Raw genomic sequence first — 4,242 nt, forward strand, 5'->3', positions numbered from 1 at the left:
CTGCGCAGCCCAACGCGGGGCAAGCCCGCTCGCCACAACAGGCCCGCTCGCCACAAAGAATGCGGTCGTGTAAGGACTATTCCATATCCAGCTGATGCACCGCTGTCGGGAGCAAGCCCCTTTTACATTTTGTTCGCATTACAGCGTTAGAACCGGGTCTGTACCGCCACCTCAAACGTCCTCGGCGCCCCCAGGTAATACGCTGGCGACACATGGGCAAATTCGGCATACACCGCATTGGTCAGGTTGCGCACCCGGCCCGTCACCGAGGTGCGCGCGTCCACCTTGTAGCGCAGGAAGGTGCCGAACAACGTGTAGGCCGGTACCGTCTGGGTATTGGCATTGTCCGCGTACACTTCGGCGACGTAGCGCGCATCCACGCCACCCTGCCAATCTTCGGCAAAATCGTATGTCAGCCACAGGTTGCCCACTCGCTTGGGCACATTGGTGGGCGTATTGCCCTTGCGCGACACCACCGCACCGCTGGCGATCTTCTCGTTGAACTCGTCATACTCGGCATCTACCCAGGCGAAGTTGCCTTCGGCGAGCAGCCTGGGTGTGATGCGTAATGAACTGGCCAACTCGATCCCCTTGGACGATTGCGCGCCGACCGGGATGCTGTTGTTCGGGTCCAGCGGATCGGTGACGGCAAAGTCCTTGCGCTCGATCTTGTAGGCGGCGACGGTGGCCGAACCGCGACCGTCCAGGTAGTCGAACTTGCTGCCCACTTCCCACTGCTTGCCTGTCGACACGTCAAATACTTGAGTCGTGGTACTCGGCTGCTCGGCGGCGGTGCTGTATTGCACATACACGTTGGCTGAGGGGATGAACTGGTAAGTCAGGCCAACCCGGCCGGTCACCGGCTCCCAACTGCGCGTGAAGTGGCGTGGGTTAGTGGTGGTCACGCTGCCGTGGTTGGTCACGTCCAGGTCTATCGCGTCGTAACGCAGGCCAGTGAGCAGTGACAATTTATCGGTCAGGCCCAGGCGGTTTTCCACGAACAGTGCCTTGGTCGTGACCTCGTTGGTCTTGTCCCTGATAAAGCCGGGTCGTGTACCTGGGATGTCGTAGAAGTGCCCAGGGTCGTAGTGATCAGGGTCCACTGTGCTATTGCCGGCCGCCCTGAGCGGGCTGTTGGTGGTGCTATTGACCTTGTACTCGAAGCCCCCGGACCAAGTGGTCGACAGGCCAAAGACGCGGTCTTCATGACGCAGCTCGAACTGGTTACCGTGCTGTTCGCCCTGGTGGCGCACCTGGTAGGCGGTTGAACGGTTCACCGCACTGTTGTCGGCGTTGTACTGGTAGGTTTCCAGGTTGCGGTAATCGCGTTGGCTGTCCAGGTGGTAAAGGGTGTTTTTCAACGTGGTGCTGTCGTTGATCCGGTAGTCGATGATCGAGCGTGCCCAGAGGGTGCGTTGTTCGTAACGACCGTCGGCGACGTTGTAGTTATTGAAGCGGTTGTGTGTGTCGATCTTCAACTCACCGGCCTTGGGGTTGAGCACGGGCGTGCCCCAGTAAGGACTGTCTTCGTGTTCATCCTGGTATTCCAGGGCCAGGGTGTGGGACAGGTTGGGGGTCAAGTCGCTGAGCAGGGAAAACGCCACGCTCCAGGCGTCGCGCTGATCGCGGTCGATATAGCTGTGGTTGGTGTTGCGGCTGACGTCCAGGCGGGCATAGTGCTGCACGTCGGCGCCTGGCTCGGTGAGCGCATGGTTCAGGCCGAAGGCCATGCCGGCGGTATCGTAGCTGCCATAGGTCAGTTGGCCTTCGGCGGCCTGTTCCTCGCGGCTGGCCAGCTTGGTCACATAGTTCAGCGACCCGCCCACGGAGCCGGCACCGTTGATCAGCGAGGAGGGGCCGCCGACCAGTTCCACTCGATCATAAATCCACGCATCCACTGGCCGCGCCAGGCCGGTCGCCACATTGATACCGTTGAACATCTGGGTGATCTGGCTGCTGGTAAATCCCCGATACGACACAAAACCACCAAACCCTGGCGGTGCACTGGCGTTGACACCGGGCAAGGTGTTGGCGGCGTCGCGGAAGGTCCTGGCGCCATGGCGCTCGATGTCGTTGCGTGTGGCGATGGCCACCGAGGCCGGGGTTTCCCGCACGCTCAGGCCCAGCCGCGACGCCATGCCGCTGGGTTGGTCCAAGGCCAGGCCGGGCTCGGCGGTTTGTTCGCCATCAATAGTGGTTGGGGCCAGCTCAAGGGCCCAGCCGCAGACAGGCAAGCAGCCGAACAGGCCCGCTAACAGGGGTAAATGTTTCATGGTTGAATCCTGAAAAACTTGGCTTGAAACAACGCACGGCCGCCGTACTTCCTCGCGGAAACGGTGGTCAGTGCAGATCAGAAAGCAAAGGGATCAGGCAAAGGCGGGCGGCGCGCGAGGATGGGCCGTTGGCCAGGTAAAGCGGGCGGGGAGGTCAGCGGTGGCGACAATGGCCGGAGGGGGGGCATGAGGCTGTGGCAATACCGCCACATTCAGGCTGGAACTGAATGCCGGGCCCATGCCGCCGGTCGAACACAGCGGGCAACCAAACGCCTTGGACAGGGTTGGCAGGCTTTCATCGGTGGAGTTGGACGGCGTGGGCGCCTGGGTGCGCGGGTCCACCGTACAGAACTGACCACCGAGGCCATTGAGCTGCATCCCGACCATCTGCCCATGCCCGATACTGCACGCGAACACATTGAACAGGACGCAGCAGTAGAGCATCCAGGCAATGATCGAGCGGTCGGCACGGGCAAGTTTCATGGGGCGGCACTTTACCATCAGCCGCCGACGAAATGCCTGCAAAAAATTTCAGGGGGGCTATCCTACTTCGCATCTTTTCAGGGAGAACCACCATGAGCTTCGTCGTTGCACGATGGATCGTCGGCATTTTTACCTGCATCAGCATGGTCCACCTGTATTGGGCCGCCGGCGGCAAACTTGGCAGTCTCGCCGCCATCCCCCAACTGCCCGGCGAATTTGCCAGCGGGCCACGCCCGGCGTTCAAGCCCTCGGCGTTGGGCACTTTCCTGGTGGCGATGGGGTTGGTCGCGATTGCATTGCTGGTGTGCCTGCGGGCAGGGCTGTATTTCTCGCCGGTGTCCCATGGCGCGTTGCAATGGGGGATCAGCGCGATTGCCGTGCTCATGTTTGCCAGGGCGATTGGAGATTCGGAGTTGGTGGGGTTTTTCAAGAAAGTCGGCGGGTCGCGGTTTGCACAGTTGGATACGTGGTTTTATTCGCCGCTGTGTTTGGTGTTGGGGGTGGGGTTGTTGGTGGTGGCGTGGGGGTGATGGGGGAAGGCCTGATCACGTTGTCTCAGGCCCGACAATCAAGGGCGCTGGACGTACAAATTGGACGTGGAACCGGAGATCTTCCTGGCTTTTCCCTGTTTCAGATACTTGTTGAAATCACGCTCCAGAGACTTTTTGTTGGTGTGTGTTTTGTATCTGTGCGGGAACTCACATGCGTAAAATAGTTTTGTCTCCTTTCTACTCCTGTCAACTTTTTTCCTTTTTTCTGACAGGGGTTGTTTAGATGCCCAGCACGAGCAAGCTTGCACAAAAAGTGGTGGCGTTACCACTCTGATTGGTCTTCGAGGCTAGCTCTTTGGAGGTCATCTTTCCAGGCATCGCTAGCTAACCGGTAGATATCAACGAAGAAACCCCGTGGATCGGCTATTTCTGTTTCGTCCCATGCCATTGTTGAGTATTTCTCTGGGGCATTCTCGAAATAAGAGTGAAAGTTAAAGTTTTCGGTTTTTAGTGCGCTGAGTAAACTTTCCATTAATTTATATCTGTGGCGATAGGAAAGTTTGCTGGAAGGGTCCAGGCAGTATTTAAGTATGAGGGCTTCTCTGTCTTTATTGTTGTTGGGGTTGTAGTGTGCGAGCGCTTCCCCCTTGGTTTCCTCTCTGTCGTAAATGTCAAAGACGCCTACGAAATAGTACAAGCTGGCGTCGAAAGGGATATGGTCAGAGTTTGGATGAAATAACATTTTTTATTCCGTGGTTGGAAACAGCGTGAAAGGCGTGCCCTCTTCACGAAATTTTATTTCTGCGCCGTTCATGGATGGATTAAAAATTGGATTGTCTGGGTCCTTTTTATTTGGTCTGTAGCCACTTCCAGCTCCTGGTAGCTTTAAACGCACGATGGTTTTTTTTGGTCGTCGACGCCAGTATAACGGGGTAGTCCCGAATGGCACTTACTTAACCTTCTTCGGATGTCCATTTTTCCTGACCTCGGCCCTT

The 4,242-nt window shown here is 57.6% G+C and carries 4 protein-coding genes; 1 reads left to right on the forward strand and 3 read right to left on the reverse strand.

Annotated features, from left to right (window positions below):
* Window positions 1-146: 146 nt before the first annotated feature.
* Both ACODSV_RS36025 and ACODSV_RS36030 read right to left on the reverse strand, forming a co-directional pair.
* On the reverse strand, window positions 147-2,273 hold the full coding sequence (locus tag ACODSV_RS36025) for a TonB-dependent receptor (RefSeq protein WP_150056190.1): 2,127 nt from the start codon (window positions 2,271-2,273) through the stop codon (window positions 147-149).
* 93 nt (window positions 2,274-2,366) lie between these two features.
* Window positions 2,367-2,756 carry a DUF2946 domain-containing protein gene (locus ACODSV_RS36030; RefSeq protein ID WP_041160960.1) on the reverse strand — a complete coding sequence of 130 codons (390 nt, stop codon included), beginning with the start codon at window positions 2,754-2,756 and terminating at the stop codon, window positions 2,367-2,369.
* 92 nt (window positions 2,757-2,848) lie between these two features.
* Between ACODSV_RS36030 and ACODSV_RS36035 the strand changes: the two genes are divergently transcribed.
* Window positions 2,849-3,286, forward strand: a complete 438-nt coding sequence (locus tag ACODSV_RS36035; protein WP_150056191.1) for a DUF3995 domain-containing protein — start codon at window positions 2,849-2,851, stop codon at window positions 3,284-3,286.
* A 283-nt stretch (window positions 3,287-3,569) separates the two neighbouring features.
* Here the strand turns inward: ACODSV_RS36035 and ACODSV_RS36040 are convergent, their stop codons facing one another.
* Window positions 3,570-3,989, reverse strand: a complete 420-nt coding sequence (locus ACODSV_RS36040) for a hypothetical protein (RefSeq protein WP_150056192.1) — start codon at window positions 3,987-3,989, stop codon at window positions 3,570-3,572.
* Window positions 3,990-4,242: the final 253 nt, after the last annotated feature.

The sequence above is a fragment of the Pseudomonas sp. FG86 genome (assembly GCF_057808775.1).

Excerpts from the sequence above, each read along its gene's own strand:
- ACODSV_RS36030 (WP_041160960.1), bottom strand. The coding sequence starts at position 2,756 with ATGAAACTTGCCCGTGCCGACCGCTCGATCATTGCCTGGATGCTCTAC.
- ACODSV_RS36040 (WP_150056192.1), bottom strand. The coding sequence starts at position 3,989 with ATGTTATTTCATCCAAACTCTGACCATATCCCTTTCGACGCCAGCTTG.
- ACODSV_RS36035 (WP_150056191.1), top strand. The coding sequence starts at position 2,849 with ATGAGCTTCGTCGTTGCACGATGGATCGTCGGCATTTTTACCTGCATC.
- ACODSV_RS36025 (WP_150056190.1), bottom strand. The coding sequence starts at position 2,273 with ATGAAACATTTACCCCTGTTAGCGGGCCTGTTCGGCTGCTTGCCTGTC.